This window comes from Pseudomonas sp. BF-R-30, from assembly GCF_019956175.1.
Lineage (GTDB): Bacteria > Pseudomonadota > Gammaproteobacteria > Pseudomonadales > Pseudomonadaceae > Aquipseudomonas > Aquipseudomonas jessenii.
The window spans coordinates 1-20663 of the sequence record NZ_JAHBDE010000004.1 but is presented as its reverse complement, the minus strand read 5'-3'; the positions used below and the strand labels follow the sequence as shown (position 1 = coordinate 20663).

Annotated in this window: 17 protein-coding genes and 4 tRNA genes; all 21 read right to left on the bottom strand. The window is 55.7% G+C overall.

The features are described from left to right. Positions 1-8 precede the first annotated feature (8 nt). The 21 genes from rplC to birA all read right to left on the bottom strand — a co-directional run bounded on the left by rplC (position 9) and on the right by birA (position 20447). Positions 9-644, bottom strand: a complete 636-nt coding sequence (rplC, locus tag KGB20_RS02630; RefSeq protein ID WP_007955641.1) for a 50S ribosomal protein L3 — start codon at positions 642-644, stop codon at positions 9-11. A gap of 80 nt (positions 645-724) precedes the next feature. After that, positions 725-1036, bottom strand: a complete 312-nt coding sequence (gene rpsJ / locus KGB20_RS02625) for a 30S ribosomal protein S10 (protein WP_003186070.1) — start codon at positions 1034-1036, stop codon at positions 725-727. A 157-nt stretch (positions 1037-1193) separates the two neighbouring features. After that, positions 1194-2387 (bottom strand): elongation factor Tu, encoded by a 1194-nt coding sequence (gene tuf, locus KGB20_RS02620; protein WP_008053875.1) that lies wholly within the window; start codon positions 2385-2387, stop codon positions 1194-1196. 30 nt (positions 2388-2417) lie between these two features. Continuing rightward, complete coding sequence (gene fusA, locus KGB20_RS02615) at positions 2418-4523, bottom strand: elongation factor G (RefSeq protein WP_057713099.1); 2106 nt, start codon at positions 4521-4523, stop codon at positions 2418-2420. A 30-nt stretch (positions 4524-4553) separates the two neighbouring features. Then, positions 4554-5027, bottom strand: coding sequence for a 30S ribosomal protein S7 (gene rpsG / locus KGB20_RS02610; protein ID WP_007994653.1), 474 nt, complete (start codon positions 5025-5027; stop codon positions 4554-4556). Positions 5028-5135: 108 nt separating this feature from the next. Then, positions 5136-5507 (bottom strand): 30S ribosomal protein S12, encoded by a 372-nt coding sequence (gene rpsL, locus KGB20_RS02605; protein ID WP_003186084.1) that lies wholly within the window; start codon positions 5505-5507, stop codon positions 5136-5138. Positions 5508-5723: 216 nt separating this feature from the next. Next, on the bottom strand, positions 5724-9923 hold the full coding sequence (rpoC, locus tag KGB20_RS02600) for a DNA-directed RNA polymerase subunit beta' (RefSeq protein WP_008053876.1): 4200 nt from the start codon (positions 9921-9923) through the stop codon (positions 5724-5726). 64 nt (positions 9924-9987) lie between these two features. Next, the gene (rpoB, locus tag KGB20_RS02595; RefSeq protein ID WP_007984407.1) at positions 9988-14061 is read right to left on the bottom strand and encodes a DNA-directed RNA polymerase subunit beta; all 4074 of its coding nucleotides are present in this window, start codon (positions 14059-14061) and stop codon (positions 9988-9990) included. Positions 14062-14281: 220 nt separating this feature from the next. Next, positions 14282-14647 carry a 50S ribosomal protein L7/L12 gene (gene rplL, locus KGB20_RS02590; RefSeq protein ID WP_007970414.1) on the bottom strand — a complete coding sequence of 122 codons (366 nt, stop codon included), beginning with the start codon at positions 14645-14647 and terminating at the stop codon, positions 14282-14284. A 75-nt stretch (positions 14648-14722) separates the two neighbouring features. After that, positions 14723-15223, bottom strand: coding sequence for a 50S ribosomal protein L10 (rplJ, locus tag KGB20_RS02585; RefSeq protein ID WP_007970413.1), 501 nt, complete (start codon positions 15221-15223; stop codon positions 14723-14725). Between the two features lie 198 nt (positions 15224-15421). Next, positions 15422-16117: a 50S ribosomal protein L1 gene (rplA, locus tag KGB20_RS02580; protein WP_003186095.1), complete on the bottom strand. Its 696-nt coding sequence runs from the start codon at positions 16115-16117 to the stop codon at positions 15422-15424. Further along, positions 16117-16548: a 50S ribosomal protein L11 gene (gene rplK, locus KGB20_RS02575; protein WP_007933726.1), complete on the bottom strand. Its 432-nt coding sequence runs from the start codon at positions 16546-16548 to the stop codon at positions 16117-16119. Before rplK ends, rplA begins: the two co-directional genes overlap by 1 nt. Positions 16549-16665: 117 nt before the next feature. Further along, positions 16666-17199, bottom strand: a complete 534-nt coding sequence (nusG, locus tag KGB20_RS02570) for a transcription termination/antitermination protein NusG (RefSeq protein ID WP_007984405.1) — start codon at positions 17197-17199, stop codon at positions 16666-16668. Between the two features lie 9 nt (positions 17200-17208). Beyond that, positions 17209-17577 carry a preprotein translocase subunit SecE gene (gene secE, locus KGB20_RS02565; RefSeq protein WP_007984402.1) on the bottom strand — a complete coding sequence of 123 codons (369 nt, stop codon included), beginning with the start codon at positions 17575-17577 and terminating at the stop codon, positions 17209-17211. 45 nt (positions 17578-17622) lie between these two features. After that, positions 17623-17698: transfer RNA gene (locus tag KGB20_RS02560), tRNA-Trp, on the bottom strand. A gap of 174 nt (positions 17699-17872) precedes the next feature. Continuing rightward, a tRNA-Thr gene (locus tag KGB20_RS02555) sits at positions 17873-17948 on the bottom strand. Between the two features lie 26 nt (positions 17949-17974). Further along, positions 17975-18048, bottom strand: a tRNA-Gly gene (locus KGB20_RS02550). A 24-nt stretch (positions 18049-18072) separates the two neighbouring features. Then, positions 18073-18157, bottom strand: a tRNA-Tyr gene (locus tag KGB20_RS02545). Between the two features lie 143 nt (positions 18158-18300). Then, positions 18301-18741 carry a hypothetical protein gene (locus KGB20_RS02540; RefSeq protein WP_154862079.1) on the bottom strand — a complete coding sequence of 147 codons (441 nt, stop codon included), beginning with the start codon at positions 18739-18741 and terminating at the stop codon, positions 18301-18303. Between the two features lie 7 nt (positions 18742-18748). Further along, on the bottom strand, positions 18749-19498 hold the full coding sequence (locus tag KGB20_RS02535; protein WP_154910607.1) for a pantothenate kinase: 750 nt from the start codon (positions 19496-19498) through the stop codon (positions 18749-18751). After that, a complete protein-coding gene (gene birA / locus KGB20_RS02530) occupies positions 19488-20447 on the bottom strand; it encodes a bifunctional biotin--[acetyl-CoA-carboxylase] ligase/biotin operon repressor BirA (protein ID WP_150814490.1) in 960 nt (319 codons plus the stop codon). The genes KGB20_RS02535 and birA overlap by 11 nt, the downstream gene beginning before the upstream one ends. Between the last annotated feature and the right edge of the window lie 216 nt (positions 20448-20663).

The window sequence follows — 20663 nt, the reverse complement described above, 5'->3', positions numbered from 1 at the left end:
GCTTCCCCTTAACCGCGAGCCTTGGCTGCTGGACGTACAACCAAGTTGCCGCCAGTAGCGCCAGGAACAGCGCCCTTGACCAACAACAGATTGCGTTCAGCGTCCACGCGCACTACTTCGAGGGACTGCACGGTCACGCGCTCAGCGCCCATATGACCGGACATTTTTTTGCCCTTGAATACACGACCAGGAGTCTGGCACTGGCCGATAGAGCCTGGAACGCGGTGGGATACGGAGTTACCGTGGGTGTTATCTTGCCCGCGGAAATTCCAACGCTTGATCGTACCCTGGAAGCCTTTACCCTTGGACTGACCGGTTACATCAACCAGTTGACCAGCGGCGAAGATTTCAGCGTTGATCAGATCGCCGGCCTGGTACTCGCCTTCTTCAAGGCGGAATTCCATTACGGTACGACCAGCGGCAACGTTCGCTTTAGCGAAGTGGCCAGCCTGAGCTGCTGTTACACGCGAAGCACGACGCTCGCCGACAGTGACTTGCACTGCACGATAGCCATCGGTCTCTTCAGTTTTGAACTGGGTGACGCGATTCGGTTCGATCTCAATGACCGTGACCGGAATGGAGACACCTTCTTCGGTGAAAATACGGGTCATACCCGCTTTACGACCGACTACACCAATAGTCATGTTGTAAACCTCATGAGTGTACGGGGCTTTCACCCGCTATGGCCGCCCATTTCAGAGCGTTACACGACTAAGACCGAGTCTTAGCCGAGGCTGATCTGCACTTCCACACCGGCCGCAAGATCAAGCTTCATAAGAGCATCAACGGTTTTATCCGTTGGCTGGACGATGTCCAGAACGCGCTTATGAGTACGGATCTCGTACTGGTCACGCGCGTCTTTGTTGACGTGCGGGGAGACCAGAACGGTGAACCGCTCTTTACGGGTAGGCAGTGGAATTGGACCACGCACTTGAGCACCAGTACGTTTCGCGGTTTCCACGATTTCCTGGGTTGATTGGTCGATCAGGCGATGGTCGAAAGCCTTCAACCTGATACGGATTTGCTGATTTTGCATTGGATTTCAGACTCCGGCTGCTATTCCCACCGGGCGCAATACGCCCGTTAAAAGGAGGCGCAATTCTATAGACGCCCCAGATGGGTGTCAACCCAATAAAAAAGCCCCCGCTGAGCGGGGGCCTTTCAAAGCATCGAAGCTATCTCAAAAGAGATGCTTACTCGATGATTTTGGCTACGACGCCAGCGCCGACGGTACGACCGCCTTCACGGATAGCGAAACGCAGACCGTCTTCCATTGCGATGGTCTTGATCAGGGTAACTTCCATCTGGATGTTGTCACCTGGCATTACCATTTCAACGCCTTCTGGCAGCTGGCAGTTACCAGTCACGTCAGTAGTACGGAAGTAGAACTGTGGACGGTAGCCTTTGAAGAACGGAGTGTGACGACCGCCTTCTTCCTTGCTCAGAACGTAAACTTCTGCGGTGAACTTGGTGTGCGGCTTAACCGAACCTGGCTTAACCAGAACCTGGCCACGCTCAACGTCGTCACGCTTGGTACCACGCAGCAGAACGCCGCAGTTCTCGCCAGCACGACCTTCGTCGAGCAGCTTGCGGAACATTTCAACACCGGTGCAGGTGGTGGTGGTGGTGTCACGCAGACCAACGATTTCCAGTGCATCTTGAACGCGAACGATACCGCGCTCGATACGACCAGTCACAACAGTACCACGACCCGAGATCGAGAATACGTCTTCGATTGGCATCAGGAATGGCTTGTCGATAGCACGCTCTGGTTCTGGGATGTAGCTGTCCAGGGTTTCAACCAGTTTACGAACGGCAGTGGTGCCCATTTCGTTGTCGTCTTTGCCTTCCAGCGCCATACGAGCCGAACCGATGATGATTGGAGTGTCATCGCCCGGGAAGTCGTAGGTGGACAGCAGGTCGCGAACTTCCATCTCGACCAGTTCCAGCAGCTCAGCGTCGTCTACCAGGTCAGCCTTGTTCAGGAAAACCACGATGTACGGAACGCCTACCTGACGGGACAGCAGGATGTGCTCACGGGTTTGTGGCATCGGACCATCAGCGGCCGAGCAAACCAGGATCGCGCCGTCCATCTGGGCAGCACCGGTGATCATGTTCTTCACATAGTCAGCGTGACCTGGGCAGTCAACGTGAGCGTAGTGACGGATCTTCGAGTTGTACTCGACGTGCGCGGTGTTGATGGTGATACCACGAGCTTTTTCTTCTGGCGCGCTGTCGATTTTATCGAAATCAACGATTGCGGAACCGAAAACTTCGGAGCAAACGCGAGTCAGAGCTGCGGTCAGAGTGGTTTTACCGTGGTCAACGTGACCGATGGTGCCAACGTTGACGTGCGGTAGGGAACGATCAAATTTTTCTTTAGCCACGACAATTAACTCCTTGCCTAAAGGACTGAATCAGCCTTGTTTTTTGGTTACAGTTTCGACGATGTGCGACGGAGCTGTATTGTATTTTTTGAATTCCATAGAGTAGCTTGCGCGACCCTGGGACATCGAACGAACGTCGGTCGCATAACCGAACATCTCGCCCAACGGAACTTCAGCACGGATCACCTTACCGGAGACCGTGTCTTCCATACCCAGAATCATGCCGCGACGACGGTTAAGGTCGCCCATCACGTCACCCATATAGTCTTCAGGCGTAACAACCTCTACCGCCATGATCGGCTCGAGCAACTCACCACCGCCCTTCTGGGCCAGTTGCTTGGTCGCCATGGAAGCAGCCACCTTAAACGCCATCTCGTTCGAGTCGACGTCGTGGTAAGAACCATCAAACACGGTAGCCTTCAGGCCGATCAGCGGATAGCCGGCAACTACGCCGTTCTTCATCTGCTCTTCGATACCCTTCTGGATAGCCGGGATGTATTCCTTAGGAACCACACCACCCACTACTTCGTTCACGAATTGCAGACCTTCCTGACCTTCGTCAGCAGGAGCAAAACGGATCCAGCAATGGCCGAACTGGCCACGACCGCCGGACTGACGAACGAACTTGCCTTCGATTTCGCAATTCTTCGTGATGCGCTCACGATACGAAACCTGAGGCTTACCGATGTTGGCTTCGACGTTGAACTCACGGCGCATCCGGTCAACCAGGATGTCCAGGTGCAACTCGCCCATGCCAGAGATGATCGTTTGACCAGTCTCTTCATCAGTCTTGACGCGGAAAGACGGGTCTTCCTGAGCAAGTTTGCCCAGAGCGATACCCATTTTTTCCTGGTCATCCTTGGTCTTAGGCTCTACGGCAACCGAAATAACCGGCTCCGGGAAGTCCATGCGAACCAGGATGATTGGCTTGTCAGCGTTGCACAAGGTTTCGCCAGTGGTGACGTCCTTCATGCCGATCAGGGCCGCGATGTCACCAGCGCGTACTTCCTTGATCTCTTCACGGGCGTTTGCGTGCATTTGCACCATACGACCCACGCGCTCTTTCTTGCCTTTGACCGAGTTGATCACGCCGTCGCCGGAGGCCAACACGCCCGAGTAAACACGGACGAAAGTCAAGGTACCCACGAATGGGTCGGTAGCGATCTTGAACGCCAGAGCCGAGAACGGCTCGTTGTCGTCTGCATGACGCTCCATCTGCTTTTCCTCGTCATCCGGGTCAGTACCCTTGATGGCAGGAATGTCGGTTGGAGCCGGCAGGTAGTCGATAACGGCGTCGAGAACCAGGGGAACACCCTTGTTCTTGAAGGAAGAACCGCAAACAGCCAGAACGATCTCACCAGCGATAGTACGCTGACGCAGAGCACCCTTGATTTCCTCGACGGTGAGTTCTTCACCTTCAAGGTACTTGTTCATCAGTTCTTCGCTGGCTTCGGCCGCAGCCTCAACCATGTTGTTGCGCCACTCTTCAGCCAGTTCCTGCAGTTCAGCAGGGATGGCTTCACGACGAGGGGTCATACCCTTGTCGGCATCGTTCCAGTAAACGGCTTCCATGGTCATCAGATCGATCTGACCCTGGAAGTTGTCTTCGGAACCGATAGCGAGCTGGATAGGCACCGGAGTGTGACCCAGACGCTGCTTGATCTGAGCGATCACGCGCAGGAAGTTCGCACCGGCACGGTCCATCTTGTTCACGTAAACGATACGTGGAACACCGTACTTGTTGGCTTGACGCCATACGGTTTCGGACTGAGGCTCAACGCCGGAAGTACCGCAGAACACAACGACCGCGCCGTCGAGTACACGCAGGGAACGCTCAACTTCAATAGTGAAGTCTACGTGGCCCGGGGTATCGATGACGTTGAAACGGTACTGGTCTTTGTGCTGCTTGGCGGAACCCTGCCAGAAGGCGGTAATGGCAGCAGAAGTAATGGTAATACCACGCTCCTGCTCCTGCACCATCCAGTCTGTGGTCGCGGCGCCGTCATGCACCTCGCCCATTTTGTGACTTTTGCCAGTGTAAAAAAGGACGCGCTCAGTGGTGGTGGTTTTACCAGCATCCACGTGTGCAACGATACCAATGTTACGGTAGCGATTAATCGGTGTTGTACGAGCCATAAAGCCCTCGCAAAATTAGTGACGCTAAAATTAGAAGCGGTAGTGCGAGAAAGCCTTGTTGGCTTCAGCCATACGGTGAACGTCTTCACGCTTCTTAACTGCAGCACCTTTACCTTCGGCAGCGTCCAACAGTTCGCCAGCCAAACGCAGAGCCATAGACTTCTCGCCGCGCTTGCGGGCGTAGTCTACCAACCAGCGCATTGCCAGAGCGTTACGACGGGAAGGACGAACCTCGACCGGAACCTGGTAAGTAGCACCACCAACGCGGCGCGACTTCACTTCGACCAGCGGAGCGATGGCGTCGAGTGCTTTTTCGAAGAGTTCCAGGGGATCGGTGCCGGCCTTACGAGCCTTCACGGTATCCAGGGCACCATAAACGATACGCTCGGCAACGGCTTTCTTGCCGCTTTCCATTACGTGGTTCATGAATTTGGCGAGGATTTGGCTTCCGTATTTCGGATCGTCCAGAATCTCACGCTTGGCTGCTACGCGACGTCTTGGCATTGATAAGCCCTCAAACGGTCTTCAGGTTAGCCCGGGACAGCTCCTATGGATGCGTGCCCGACCTTACTCTTATCGACTCAATAAAATGAAAAACTGCAAAACGGCCGATTACTTCGGACGCTTGGTACCGTACTTCGAACGACCCTGGTTACGACCTTTAACACCGGAAGTATCCAACGAACCGCGAACGGTGTGGTAACGAACACCTGGCAAGTCTTTTACACGACCGCCGCGGATCAGTACCACGCTGTGCTCTTGCAGGTTGTGGCCTTCACCGCCGATGTACGAGGAAACCTCGAAACCGTTGGTCAGGCGCACACGGCATACTTTACGCAGTGCCGAGTTAGGTTTTTTCGGCGTGGTGGTATACACACGGGTGCACACGCCACGGCGTTGCGGGCAGTTCTGCAGCGCAGGCACGTCGGATTTCTCGACGATACGCTTACGCGGCTGACGTACCAGCTGGTTGATAGTTGCCATCTACTAGCTCCACTGTTGTCTTGCGACGCTATTGTCTTGCAAGAAAAGCAAAATGGCAGGAACGAGTTCCCGCCAAATTTAGGGGTACAAGAGTCTAAAGAGGATCTTGTCCCCAGTCAAGGCAAGGCCCCGCCCTCCCCGCTCATCCAATCTCGACAAATTGTCTCGATTCGATGAACGGAGTGACCAGGGCCTCACACTCATTTACCGCAGAACTCAGTTACCGCTCGAGTTCAGCGCTTCGGTCAGTGCAGCTTCCACTTCACTGGCGCTTACGCGCAACGGCTTGTCTGCATCACGGCGGCGCTTACGCTCGCTGTGATAAGCCAGGCCGGTACCAGCCGGGATCAGACGACCCACGACCACGTTTTCTTTCAGGCCGCGCAGGTAATCGCGCTTGCCGGTTACCGCCGCTTCGGTCAGTACGCGAGTGGTTTCCTGGAAGGAAGCCGCCGAGATGAACGATTCGGTGGACAACGACGCCTTGGTGATACCCAGCAGAACACGAGTGAACTTGGAGACAAACTTGTCTTCGCCGCTCAGACGCTCGTTCTCTACCAGTACGTGAGTCAATTCCATCTGGTCGCCCTTGATGAAACTGGAATCGCCGGATTCAGCGATCTCAACTTTACGCAGCATCTGACGCAGGATGGTCTCGATGTGCTTGTCGTTGATCTTCACGCCTTGCAGACGGTAAACGTCCTGGATCTCGTTGACGATGTACTTGGCCAGCGCACTCACACCCAGCAGACGCAGGATGTCGTGTGGATCGCTCGGACCGTCGGAGATAACTTCGCCGCGGTTTACCTGTTCGCCTTCGAACACGTTCAGGTGACGCCACTTCGGAATCAGCTCTTCGTACGGATCGCTACCGTCGTTCGGGGTGATAACCAGACGGCGCTTGCCCTTGGTCTCTTTACCGAACGCGATGGTGCCGCTGACTTCAGCCAGAATCGACGCTTCTTTCGGACGACGGGCTTCGAACAAGTCGGCAACACGCGGCAGACCACCGGTGATGTCTCGAGTTTTCGAAGTCTCTTGCGGGATACGAGCGATAACATCACCGATCGCGATCTTCGCACCATCCGCTACACCGACCAGGGCGTTGGCTGGCAGGAAGTACTGAGCGATAACGTCAGTGCCTGGCAGCAACAGATCCTTGCCGTTGTCGTCGACCATCTTCACGGCAGGACGGATGTCTTTACCGGCAGCTGGACGATCTTTGGCGTCGAGTACTTCAATGTTGGTCATACCGGTCAATTCGTCGGTCTGACGCTTGATCGTGATGCCTTCTTCCATGCCCACGTAGGTCACGGTACCTTTCATTTCGGTAACGATCGGGTGAGTGTGCGGATCCCACTTGGCCACGATGGCGCCAGCTTCGACCTTGTCACCTTCTTTAACCGAAATCACGGCACCGTACGGCAGCTTGTAACGCTCACGCTCACGACCGAAGTCATCAGCGATGGCCAGCTCACCGGAACGGGACACGGCAACCAGGTGACCATCCACTCGCTCAACATGCTTCAGGTTGTGCAGACGGACGGTACCGCCATTCTTCACCTGAACGCTGTCGGCTGCGGAGGTCCGGCTTGCCGCACCACCGATGTGGAACGTACGCATCGTCAGCTGGGTACCCGGCTCACCGATGGACTGGGCAGCGATAACGCCGACCGCTTCACCGATGTTCACCTGGTGACCACGAGCCAGATCGCGACCGTAGCACTTGGCGCAAATACCGAAACGGGTTTCGCAGCTGATCGGCGAACGCACGATCACTTCGTCGATGCTGTTGAGCTCGATGAACTCGACCCACTTCTCGTCTACCAGGGTGCCGGCAGGAACGATGACGTCCTCGGTACCTGGCTTGAATACGTCACGGGCGATAACTCGACCCAATACGCGCTCACCCAGCGGCTCTACAACGTCACCGCCTTCAATGTGCGGAGTCATCAGCAGACCGTGTTCGGTGCCGCAATCGATCTCGGTTACAACCAGATCCTGCGCCACGTCTACCAGACGACGAGTCAGATAACCCGAGTTCGCCGTTTTCAACGCGGTATCCGCCAGACCTTTACGAGCACCGTGAGTGGAGATGAAGTACTGGAGTACGCTCAAACCTTCACGGAAGTTCGCGGTAATCGGCGTTTCAATGATGGAACCGTCCGGCTTGGCCATCAGACCACGCATACCGGCCAGCTGACGAATCTGTGCTGCGGAACCCCGCGCACCCGAGTCGGCCATCATGTACATCGAGTTGAAAGACTCTTGGTCGACTTCGACGCCATGACGGTCGATGACTTTCTCTTTCGAGAGGTTGGCCATCATCGCCTTGGAAACTTCGTCGTTCGCCTTGGACCAAAGGTCGATCACTTTGTTGTACTTCTCGCCCTGGGTTACCAGGCCGGAGGCGTACTGACTTTCGATCTCTTTCACTTCGTCGGTGGCTGCACCGATGATGCGGGCTTTTTCATCCGGGATAACGAAGTCGTTAACACCGATGGAAACGCCGGAAATGGTCGAATAGGCAAAACCGGTGTACATCAACTGGTCAGCGAAGATCACGGTCTCTTTCAGACCAACCACGCGGTAGCACTGGTTGATCAGCTTGGAGATCGCCTTTTTCTTCATCGGCAGGTTGACGACGTCGTACGACAGACCTTTTGGCACAACCTGGAACAACAGCGCACGGCCGACAGTGGTGTCGACGATACGGGTGTTGGTCACGCTGCCGCCATCACGGTCGTTGACGGTTTCGTTGATCCGCACCTTGACCTTGGCATGCAGTGCGGCTTCGCCGGCACGGAACACACGGTCAACTTCCTGCAGATCCGCGAACACGCGACCTTCGCCCTTGGCGTTGATCGCTTCACGAGTCATGTAGTACAGACCCAATACAACGTCCTGCGACGGAACGATGATTGGCTCACCGTTGGCTGGCGACAGAATGTTGTTGGTCGACATCATCAACGCACGCGCTTCGAGCTGGGCTTCCAGCGTCAGCGGTACGTGCACGGCCATTTGGTCGCCGTCGAAGTCGGCGTTGTACGCGGCGCAGACCAGAGGGTGCAGCTGGATAGCCTTACCTTCGATCAGTACCGGTTCAAACGCCTGGATACCCAGACGGTGAAGGGTCGGTGCACGGTTGAGAAGAACCGGGTGTTCGCGAATCACTTCAGCGAGAACGTCCCAAACCTCTGGCAGTTCGCGCTCGACCATCTTCTTGGCAGCCTTGATGGTGGTAGCGAGACCACGCATTTCAAGCTTGCCGAAAATGAACGGCTTGAACAGCTCGAGAGCCATTTTCTTCGGCAGACCGCACTGGTGCAGACGCAGGGTCGGACCTACGGTAATTACCGAACGACCGGAGTAGTCAACACGCTTACCGAGCAAGTTCTGACGGAAACGACCCTGCTTACCCTTGATCATGTCAGCCAGGGATTTCAGAGGACGCTTGTTGGAACCGGTGATAGCGCGGCCACGACGACCGTTGTCGAGCAGTGCGTCGACGGCTTCCTGCAACATACGCTTTTCGTTGCGCACGATGATGTCCGGAGCGGACAGATCCAGCAGGCGCTTCAAGCGGTTGTTACGGTTGATCACTCGACGATACAGATCGTTGAGGTCGGAAGTCGCGAAGCGACCGCCATCCAGCGGGACCAGTGGACGCAGATCTGGCGGCAGAACCGGCAGAACGGTCAGCACCATCCACTCTGGCAGGTTGCCGGAACCCTGGAAGGCTTCCATCAACTTCAGACGCTTGGACAGCTTCTTGATCTTGGTTTCGGAGTTGGTTTGCGGAATTTCTTCACGCAGGCGGCCAATCTCGTGTTCCAGGTCGATAGCGTGCAGCAGTTCGCGGACAGCTTCGGCACCCATGCGGGCATCGAAATCGTCGCCGAACTCTTCCAGCGCTTCGAAGTACTGCTCGTCGTTGAGCAGCTGACCTTTTTCAAGGGTGGTCATGCCTGGATCGATAACGACATAGCTCTCGAAGTAGAGAACGCGTTCGATATCACGCAGGGTCATGTCCATCAGCAAGCCGATACGGGACGGCAGCGATTTCAGGAACCAGATGTGGGCAACTGGCGAGGCCAGTTCGATGTGCGCCATGCGCTCACGACGAACTTTTGCCAGCGCGACTTCAACGCCGCACTTCTCGCAGATCACACCACGGTGCTTCAAGCGCTTGTACTTACCGCACAGGCACTCGTAATCCTTTACCGGGCCAAAAATCTTGGCGCAGAACAGGCCGTCACGCTCAGGTTTGAACGTACGGTAGTTGATGGTTTCCGGCTTTTTAACTTCACCGAACGACCACGAACGGATCATCTCAGGCGATGCCAATCCGATACGGATGGCGTCGAACTCTTCGACTTGACCCTGGTTTTTCAGCAAATTCAGTAGGTCTTTCAAGGCCTTTCCTCCTGGCGGAGCAGAGAGCGGGCAATCCTGCCCCGCTCTCGATTCGCGTCACGTGTTATTCGGTTTCCAGATCGATATCGATGCCGAGGGAACGAATTTCCTTGATCAACACGTTGAAGGACTCGGGCATGCCCGGCTCCATACGGTGATCGCCATCCACGATGTTCTTGTACATCTTGGTACGGCCGTTCACATCGTCCGACTTCACTGTGAGCATTTCTTGCAGAGTGTAAGCGGCACCGTATGCTTCCAGTGCCCAGACCTCCATCTCCCCGAAACGCTGACCACCGAACTGCGCCTTACCACCCAGCGGCTGCTGGGTAACCAGGCTGTACGAACCGGTAGAACGAGCGTGCATCTTGTCGTCTACCAAGTGGTTCAGCTTCAGCATGTACATGTAGCCAACGGTAACCGGGCGCTCGAACTTGTTGCCGGTACGGCCGTCGGTCAGCTGCATCTGGCCGCTTTCTGGCAGGTCCGCCAGTTTCAGCATGGCCTTGATTTCGCTTTCCTTGGCACCGTCGAACACTGGAGTGGCCATTGGAACGCCGCCACGCAGGTTTTGAGCCAGATCCAGGATTTCCTGGTCCGAGAAGTCATCGAGGCTTTCCTGACGACCGCCGATCTCGTTATAGATCTCGTGCAGGAACTTGCGAAGCTCGGCGACCTTGCGCTGCTCTTCAACCATGCGGTTGATCTTCTCGCCCAGACCTTTGGCCGCGAGGCCCAGGTGGGTTTCAAGGATCTGACCAACGTTCATACGCGAAGGTACGCCCAACGGGTTGAGGACGACGTCGACCGGGGTGCCATTGGCATCGTGCGGCATGTCTTCAACCGGCATGATCACGGAGACCACACCCTTGTTACCGTGACGACCGGCCATCTTGTCGCCCGGCTGGATGCGACGACGGATTGCCAGGTAAACCTTGACGATTTTCAGCACGCCTGGAGCCAGGTCATCGCCCTGCTGCAGTTTGCGCTTCTTGTCTTCGAACTTGTCGTCCAGCAGACGGCGACGATCAACGATGTAGGCCTGGGCCTTCTCGAGCTGCTCGTTCAGAGCATCTTCAGCCATGCGCAGTTTGAACCACTGGCCGTGCTCAAGACCGTCGAGAACTTCGTCGGTGATGTCCTGGCCTTTCTTCAGACCGGCGCCGCCTTCGGCTTTGTGGCCGACCAGAGCGGAACGCAGACGTTCGAAAGTAGCACCTTCAACGATGCGGAACTCTTCGTTCAGGTCCTTGCGGATCTCGTCCAGCTGGGACTTCTCGATCGACAGGGCACGAGCATCACGCTCAACGCCGTCGCGGGTGAAGACCTGTACGTCGATGACAGTACCTTTGGTACCGGTAGGTACACGCAGGGAAGTGTCTTTAACGTCGCTGGCTTTTTCACCGAAGATCGCACGCAGCAGTTTTTCTTCCGGAGTCAGCTGGGTCTCGCCTTTCGGAGTGACCTTACCGACCAGGATGTCGCCTGCGCCAACTTCAGCACCTACGTAAACGATACCGGCTTCGTCCAGCTTGTTCAGAGCCGCTTCACCCACGTTCGGGATGTCGGCAGTGATTTCCTCTGGGCCAAGCTTGGTGTCACGGGCCACACAGGTCAGTTCCTGGATGTGGATCGTGGTGAAACGGTCTTCCTGAACAACACGCTCGGACAGGCAGATGGAGTCTTCGAAGTTGAAGCCGTTCCATGCCATGAACGCGATGCGCATGTTCTGACCCAGTGCCAGTTCACCCATGTCGGTGGACGGGCCGTCGGCCATGATGTCGCTACGCTGAACCCGATCACCCTTACGCACCAGCGGACGCTGGTTGATGCAGGTGTTCTGGTTGGAGCGGGTGTACTTGGTCAGGTTGTAGATGTCGACACCGGCTTCACCGGTTTCAACTTCGTCATCGGCAACACGAACCACGATACGGCTGGCGTCGACGGAGTCGATCACGCCGCCACGACGAGCCACGACGCAAACGCCGGAGTCACGGGCTACGTTACGCTCCATGCCGGTACCTACCAGCGGCTTGTCGGCACGCAGGGTTGGTACAGCTTGACGCTGCATGTTCGAACCCATCAACGCACGGTTGGCGTCGTCGTGCTCGAGGAACGGAATCAGCGACGCAGCAACCGAAACTACCTGCTTCGGCGATACGTCCATCAAGGTGACGTCTTCCGGCGCCTTGACGGTGAATTCGTTCAAGTGACGAACAGCTACCAGCTCGTCGATCAGGACTTTCTTGTCGTTCATCGTGGCCGAGGCCTGAGCGATCACGTGATCGGCTTCTTCGATGGCGGACAGGAACACGATCTCGTCGGTGACCAGGGCGTCTTTCACCACACGGTACGGGCTCTCGAGGAAGCCGTACTGGTTGGTGCGCGCATAAGCGGCCAGGGAGTTGATCAGACCGATGTTCGGACCTTCCGGCGTTTCAATCGGGCATACACGACCGTAGTGAGTCGGGTGTACGTCACGCACTTCAAAGCCGGCACGCTCACGAGTCAGACCGCCAGGGCCGAGTGCAGAAACACGACGCTTGTGGGTGATCTCGGACAGCGGGTTGTTCTGGTCCATGAACTGGGACAGCTGGCTGGAACCGAAGAACTCCTTCACCGCCGCAGCCACTGGCTTGGCGTTGATCAGGTCTTGTGGCATCAGGCCTTCGCTTTCAGCCATCGACAGACGCTCTTTGACCGCACGCTCAACACGTACCAGGCCAACGCGGAACTGGTTCTCGGCCATTTCGCCTACGCAGCGAACACGACGGTTACCCAGGTGGTCGATGTCATCGACGATGCCTTTACCGTTACGGATGTCGACCAGGGTCTTCAGTACCGCGACGATGTCTTCCTTGCACAGCACGCCCGAACCTTCGATCTCGGTACGACCGATACGACGGTTGAACTTCATCCGGCCGACCGCAGACAGGTCATAGCGCTCAGGGCTGAAGAACAGGTTGTTGAACAGGGTCTCGGCAGCGTCCTTGGTTGGCGGCTCGCCAGGACGCATCATGCGATAGATCTCGACCAGCGCTTCCAGTTGGTTGCTGGTGGAGTCGATCTTCAGGGTGTCGGAGACGAACGGACCGCAGTCGATATCGTTGGTGTACAGAGTTTCGATGCGAACAACCTGAGCCTTGGCGATTTTGGCCAGGATCTCGGTGTTCAGCTCGGTGTTGCACTCTGCCAGGATTTCGCCGGTTGCCGGGTGCACGATGACCTTGGCGGTTGTACGACCCAGGACGTAGTCCAGAGGCACATCCAGCTCTTTGATCCCGGCTTTTTCCAGCTGGTTGATGTGGCGAGCGGTGATACGACGACCCTGCTCGACAATAACCTTGCCTTTGTCATCCTGAATATCGAGGACAGCGATTTCACCGCGCAGGCGCTGAGGCACCAGCTCCAGGCTCAGGGTCTCGCCCTTCACGTGGAATACGTTGGTGGTATAGAACGCGTCCAGCACTTCTTCAGTGGTATAGCCCAGCGCGCGCAGCAGTACCGAGGCAGGCAGCTTGCGACGACGGTCGATACGCACGAATACGCAGTCTTTCGGGTCGAACTCGAAGTCCAGCCACGAACCGCGGTAAGGGATGATGCGCGCGGAGTACAGCAGTTTGCCGGAGCTGTGCGTCTTGCCACGGTCGTGGTCGAAGAACACGCCTGGCGAACGGTGCAGCTGGGAAACGATTACACGCTCGGTACCGTTGATTACGAAGGTACCGTTCTCAGTCATCAGGGGGATTTCACCCATGTAGACTTCTTGCTCTTTGATGTCCTTGATCGCTTTGTTCGACGACTCTTTGTCGAAAATGATCAGGCGCACTTTTACCCGCAAAGGTACGGCGTAAGTTACACCGCGCAATACGCATTCTTTGACATCAAATGCCGGTTCGCCCAGGCGATAACCGACGTACTCCAGCGCAGCATTGCCGGAGTAGCTGATGATCGGGAAAACGGATTTGAAGGCCGCATGCAGGCCCACGTCGCGGAACTGATCTTTAGTCGCTCCCGCTTGCAAGAATTCACGATACGAATCCAGCTGGATGGCCAGGAGGTACGGCACATCCATGACGTCCGGCAACTTGCTAAAGTCCTTGCGGATACGTTTTTTCTCAGTATATGAGTAAGCCATCAGCGTTCCCCAGCTTGGTCACCTGCTTGTTTGGCCCCTCCCGACGGGAGCAGCCAGAAAATCGTGCAAACCCCATGGTTTGCGCCACCGCATCGGGTGGTTACAGCACGTTATCGGCACCGACCCAGTCGGCTGCCAATAACGGAAAAAGGCCGGTGGCAAGAGCCACCAGCCATCAGCCTGTCGCTTAACGCTCGGGCTGGAGGAGCAAAGTCGATGCTTACTTCAGCTCGACTTTAGCGCCTGCTTCTTCCAGAGCTGCTTTGGCTTTGTCAGCTGCGTCTTTGGCAACAGCTTCCAGAACCATGGCAGGTGCGCCGTCAACTACAGCCTTGGCTTCTTTCAAGCCCAGACCGGTCAGTTCACGTACAGCCTTGATCACGTTAACTTTCTTCTCGCCAGCTTCGGTCAGCATGACGTTGAATTCGGTTTGCTCTTCAGCAACGGCAGCAGCAACAGCTGGACCAGCCGATGCAGCAGCAGCGGTAACGCCGAATTTTTCTTCGAAAGCTTTGATCAGCTCAACAACTTCCATTACGGACATGTTGCCAACTGCTTCAAGGATATCGTTCTGAGAGATAGACATGAATCTAATTCCTGATATTGGGGACGGCCTACGCGACCATCGAAAAAAACAAAAAACGCGAGAAGTTGACGAGCCTTAGGCTGCAGCAGCTTCTTTCTGGTCGCGAATTGCCGCCAGAGTACGAGCCAACTTGCTGGTAGCGCCTTGAATCACGCTCATCAGCTGAGAAATTGCTTCGTCACGGGTCGGCAGAGTTGCCAGTACGTCGATTTGGTTAGCTGCGAGGAACTTGCCCTCGAACGCAGCTGCCTTGATCTCGAACTTGTCCTGACCCTTTGCGAATTCCTTGAAGATCCGGGCAGCAGCGCCTGGATGTTCTTTGGAGAACGCAATCAGGGTAGGGCCAGTGAACACGTCGTTGAGGACACTGAATTCAGTGTCAGCAACAGCGCGCTTGAGCAGGGTGTTACGTACAACACGTACGTAAACGCCAGCTTCACGAGCCTCTTTACGGAGTCCGGTCATCGCGCCTACTGTTACGCCACGGGCATCAGCCACGACAGCGGACAGAGCGACTTTGGCAGCCTCGTTGACTTCAGCGACGATGGCCTTCTTGTCTTCGAGTTTAATTGCCACGGGTTTAACTCCTGCTTGTTACCGTTTCATCTGGTCGAAACCGGATGTCGTTTTGGTGTCTGATTCGGTAAGGAACCGGGAGCACCATCTGCGTAGGCTTGTGGTTTAAGACTTGCGTCGCCTACGGTCTTGGATAGCCCCCGCCAGGCAGGGACCCCAATTTTTCAATTGGCGCAATCGCTTGCACCAATCTGTGTCTTACGCGTCGAGCGAGCTTTGGTCGATGACCAGACCTGGGCCCATGGTGGTGCTCAGGGTAACGCGCTTGACGTAAATGCCTTTCGAGGAAGCTGGCTTGATACGCTTCAGATCAGCGATCAGGGCTTCAACGTTTTCCTTCAGCTTGACGGCGTCGAAGCCGATCTTGCCAACGGAAGTGTGGATGATGCCGTTTTTGTCGGTGCGATAACGAACCTGACCAGCTTTGGCGTTTTTAACCGCGGTAGCTACGTCTGGAGTTACGGTGCCGACTTTAGGGTTAGGCATCAGGCCACGTGGACCGAGGATCTGACCCAACTGACCTACAACGCGCATTGCATCCGGGGATGCGATCACTACGTCATAGTTCAGGTCGCCGCCTTTCATTTCGGCAGCCAGATCGTCCATGCCTACGCGGTCAGCGCCGGCAGCCAGAGCGGCTTCAGCAGCTGGACCCTGGGTGAACACAGCAACGCGAACGGTCTTGCCAGTGCCGTGTGGCAGCACAGTAGCGCTACGAACGACCTGGTCGGATTTACGCGGGTCAACACCCAGGTTTACAGCTACGTCGAACGACTCGCTGAACTTGACAGTCGACAGCTCGGCCAGCAGGGCAGCAGCGTCTACAAAGTTGTAGGCCTTGCCTGCTTCGATTTTGCCGGCGATAGCCTTTTGACGCTTGGTCAGCTTAGCCATTACACACCCTCCACGTTAAGGCCCATGCTACGAGCAGAACCGGCGATGGTACGCACGGCTGCTTCCATATCAGCTGCAGTCAGATCCGCGTTTTTGGTTTTCGCGATTTCTTCCAGCTGAGCACGGGTCACGGTGCCAACCTTAACGGTGTTCGGACGAGCGGAACCGCTGGTCAGACCGGCCGCCTTCTTCAGCAGAACCGAAGCAGGGGTGGATTTGGTTTCGAAAGTGAAGCTACGGTCGCTGTAGACAGTGATGATCACTGGAGTCGGCAGACCTGGCTCAAGACCCTGAGTACGGGCGTTGAAAGCCTTGCAGAATTCCATGATGTTCACGCCGTGCTGACCCAGAGCAGGACCAACAGGTGGGCTTGGGTTAGCCTGAGCGGCCTTCACTTGCAGCTTGATGTAAGCGGTAATCTTCTTGGCCATGAGGCACTCCAATTACGGGTTCGAACGCCTCGAGAGGCTCCCCGGTTACTTGCGCGTTTATCCCAGTGACGACAAAACCCCACAGCCTACGGCTGCGGGGTTGGGATTTTTGTTCAACTAGACCTTTTCGACCTGGCTGAACTCGAGCTCCACCGGAGTAGAGCGACCGAAAATGAGCACCGCGACCTGAATCCGGCTCTTTTCGTAGTTAACTTCTTCAACAACACCGGTAAAGTCCGCAAACGGACCGTCGTTGACGCGCACCGACTCACCCGGCTCGAACAACGTCTTCGGCTTCGGCTTGTCGCTGCCATCGGCAACGCGACGCAGAATGGCTTCTGCTTCTTTATCGGTGATTGGCGCAGGCTTATCAGCAGTACCGCCGATGAAACCCATCACCCGAGGAGTATCCTTGACCAAGTGCCAAGTACCCTCGTTCATATCCATCTGCACCAGCACATAGCCAGGGAAGAATTTGCGTTCGCTTTTGCGCTTCTGGCCATTGCGCATTTCAACCACTTCTTCAGTGGGAACCAGAATCTCGCCGAAGCCATCTTCCATACCGGCCAGCTTTACGCGCTCGATCAGCGAGCGCATTACATGCTTCTCGTAACCGGAGTAAGCATGCACAACATACCAACGCTTAGCCACGGGACACCCTTAGCCGACGATCAAGGAAACAAGCCAGCCGAGCAGGGAATCAAGCCCCCACAGCAGCAACGCCATAACCAGGACAACAGCCACAACGATCAACGTGGTCTGCGTGGTTTCTTGGCGAGTTGGCCAAACGACTTTACGAATTTCGGTGCGCGCTTCCTTAACCAGTACAAAGAAAGACTTGCCCTTGACCGTCTGCAGGCCTACAAAGGCAGCTACAGCAGCAATAGCAAGCAATGCGAGTACGCGGTACAGGATCGGCGAAGCAGAAAAGTACTGATTGCCAACAACGCCAACAACCACCAGAGCGACTACTACAAGCCACTTGAGGAGGTCGAAACGAGAGCCTTGAGCTTCAGCTTTAGGAGTCATCTATGAAGATCCTGTGAAAAGAAAGCCAGACACACCGAGTGAATCTGGCAGGTCAGGAGGGAATCGAACCCCCAACCTACGGTTTTGGAGACCGTCGCTCTGCCAATTGAGCTACTGACCTAAAACAAAATCAGGCCGACCATTATGCCGACCCGAAAAAGACTTTACAACACTTACCAGGCAATCCTGGTTGCAACACCGGCATTCTCGACACCGGCAACCTTCAGAAACACAATCAGGCGCAACCACTACCACCTAAAACAAAGGCAGATATTTTCATATCTGCCTTGTTATATGGAGCTCTTGAGCGGATTTGAACCGCTGACCTCACCCTTACCAAGGGTGTGCTCTACCAACTGAGCTACAAGAGCGTAACACTGTGCAAAACCTGTAAACTTGGAGCGGGTAGCGGGAATCGAACCCGCATCATCAGCTTGGAAGGCTGAGGTTCTACCACTAAACTATACCCGCGAGGCTTACAGCTCTCGCTAAAAATGGTGGAGGGGGAAGGATTCGAACCTTCGAAGTCGTAGACGTCAGATTTACAGTCTGATCCCTTTGGCCGCTCGGGAACCCCTCCTAAGCGAGCCGGCATTCTACATCATGCCAGCCTTCTGTCAAGCATTTTTCTCATTAAAAACCTGAGCTTAGCTGCGTTGACCTCGCTTCACACCGTTAACCGTTTCCGGTGTTCGCTGTGGAGCGGGCGCCATTCTATGCAAACTATTCGATGGGTGCAACCCCCTCGCACGGCATTATTTTATGTTTTAACTCATTGAATTCTTTAGAAAGGTTTATCAGCTGCAAATCGTCCAGCCAACGCCGGCTTTCCGGCGCGATACGCACCCAATACCCTGCCCCTTCGGTCGCAGCTTTCGGCAGGGACTGATACTTGACCTCCATCCCGCTCAAACGACGCTCAACCGCCTGCGCGGCCTCCTGGCGCGTATAGCCGCCCAGATAAAGGCAGCCATTGTCTGTCGAGACAGCTTTACCCCTATCCTTGGAGACGTCACCTGCTTCGCTCAACAAGCGGATATCTTGTTGAGACCCGCGATACAGACTCAAAGGCGTGACATCCTTCGCGCGCAGAGGAGCCTCTTGTTGATGCCAGATGTAGTAGAAGCCATTGAGGACAAGCAGCAGCAGAAACAACCAACGCATAAAAACCTCAGGACAAGGGACAGGCCATGGCCAATCCGACAAACACCAAGTCCGGAACAACCCTGGCCTGAGGCACGGCCTCAGTAACCAGGCTCGCATCCCCCCCGGTGAGGAATACGACAAAGTCCTCACCCCAGTAGCTGCGCGCCAACTCGAGCTGAGTCATTACGAAGCCGCGCAACATCAACAGACAACCACGCTCTACAGCCTCGACAGTCGTGCGCCCCGGAACAAGACTTTCCAGAGCCTGCTCAGCCGCCAGATCCCCATAACGAATTTTGCGAGTGTGGGTGCGCAATTGGTTTCGCATCAACGGCATCCCCGGACAGATGAAACCACCCAGGTGCTCTCCATCCGCCGCGATAAAGTCAGCAGTCACCGCCGTACCGAAGTCGAGCACCAGGCACGCACCTGAAGCCAGATGAAAGCCTCCGAGCATTGCAAGCCACCGGTCCAGACCCAGCCGCTCAAACTCCTCATACCCATTGCGCACACCTGACATTTCGCGCGCTGGCGTTGCGCACACAACCGGCACATCAAAGGTATCCCTGAGCAAAGAAGTCAGCGCAGCGGTTTCCTCCGCGGTCCTGACGCTCACCAGCCGGCAAAATGTGAGGGCAAGCCCTTTGAGCCCCCCCAACCCCTCCAGCAATGCGAGATTGGAATCGACGACTCCCTCACCAAGCACCTGCCCGGCATTAACGGCAAGCACACGCCACTTGATGAAACTATTCCCACAATCGAGCTCAAGAATCATCACGCAACCTCAGGCTCAACTCACCACCACTGAAGACTTTCTCCACACCATCCACCTTCAGGCGCAAGGCGCCCTGGCCATCGATACCAAGTACCTCACCATCAATTTGATTGACACCGGCAATCAACGACACGCTTCGCCCCTGCCACAGATGATTTTGCTCCCACTCCGACTGGATGGCCAAAAAACCACCTGCCTGGTGACGAGCCAGGTATCGCTGCAGCATCTCCCCCAACACCGCGACCAATTGGTTGCGATCAAACAATTTGCCTGACTCGAGCCGCAGGGATGTCCATTGCTGGTCCACTTCGTCAGCGGACTGCATGTTCACATTGATTCCCACTCCCAGGACCACGTGACACACATCTGCAGGATCACCAACCAACTCGAGCAGTATCCCCGCGATTTTTTTCTGACCTACAAGGACATCGTTAGGCCATTTCAATCCAGCGGCTGCAATACCGAGTTCACGCAACGTCTGCAAGACAGCGAGCCCAACGACGAGACTCAAGCCCTCCAACTGACGCATCCCACCATCAATGCGTAGCACCAGGCTGTAATAGACGTTTTCTGCGAACGGACTAACCCACTTGCGACCACGCCGCCCACGCCCGGCTGTCTGCCGCTCCGAAAGCACCACAAACGGCGCCGCTTGCCCACGATCAATAGCGCGCAGCGCCTCGGCATTAGTGGAGTCGATTGAATCGTAAACCCGGACGGGCCAGTTGCAAGAAGGCGCCTGAGCGCTTATCTCGGCAGGATCGAGCAGCGCCAATGGCGCGGACAATTGATAGCCGCGCCCACGAACCTTGTGAATAGACAAACCCAGCTCAGCTTCCAAATGCTGAAGCTGCTTCCACACAGCACTACGGCTGACGCCCAGGGCAGCACCCAATGCTTGACCCGAATGGAATCGGCCATCTTTAAGAAGCTTTAACAACGTCAGCATGCAGGTCTCGCCTCACAATGAGGCCCGCATGATAGCCACGCACCGAGCGATTGCATAGAAATCCAGTAGCCGTGACTTTCCCGCGGACAAAAACAAAACCCCTACCTGCATACGCAGATAGGGGTTTCGGAATTTAATCTTGACGATGACCTACTCTCACATGGGGAAACCCCACACTACCATCGGCGATGCATCGTTTCACTGCTGAGTTCGGGA